General features: G+C 75.0%; 1 protein-coding gene. It reads left to right on the top strand.

Going from position 1 to position 636, the window contains the following annotated elements; genetic code table 11:
* Positions 1 to 104 precede the first annotated feature (104 nt).
* Positions 105 to 636: 4'-phosphopantetheinyl transferase family protein (locus TN53_RS41680; RefSeq protein ID WP_234441853.1), on the top strand; the 532-nt coding region annotated here is incomplete at its 3' end.

Raw genomic sequence — 636 nt, 5'->3', positions numbered from 1 at the left:
CGTGCCCCGGGGGCGGGGGGAGCGGCGGCCCGGTGGACGGGGGGCGCCCTGGAACAGGCCCGGCCCCCCCTTGGCAGCACCCTTTGCTGAGCGAGCCGATCGCCGTGACGTCCGACGGCGCCGACTGGTCGCTGCTCCGCGCCGACCTGCGCCGCCACGGCCCCGCGCTGGTGCACGGCCGCCTCGCCGACTGGCGGCTGCCACCCGGCGAGGAGACCTTGCTGCGCGAGGTGCTGGGCCGTGACCTGCCGCGCTATCTCTCTCTCGGCCACGGGGAACTGCGCGCCCGCTACGCCGCCTCGCGCCGGCTGCTCAAGGGCGCGGCGGCCGCCGCGCTGGGGGTGAGCTCCGCCGACCTGGAGCTGACGTACGGGCCGACGGGCCGTCCTTCGCTGCGCGGCTTCGACCAGATCGACATCAGCCTCAGTCACACCGGCGACCTGCTGCTGGTCGGCCTGACCACCCGGGGGCTGATCGGGGTGGATGTCGAACCTGCCGCCCGGCAGCTGTACCGCAGAGGTCTGCGGCGGCGCATCTGCACCCCGCAGGAGAGCAGGGACCTGGAGCGGCTGCCGGAGCAGGACCGCAACGTCGGCCTGGTGCGGCTGTGGACCCTGAAGGAGGCCTACAGCAAGG

Source organism: Streptomyces sp. WM6386 (assembly GCF_000972385.1).
GTDB lineage: Bacteria > Actinomycetota > Actinomycetes > Streptomycetales > Streptomycetaceae > Streptomyces.
Note: the sequence above shows the minus strand (reverse complement) of the source record. Positions and strands in the feature narration are given on the sequence as shown.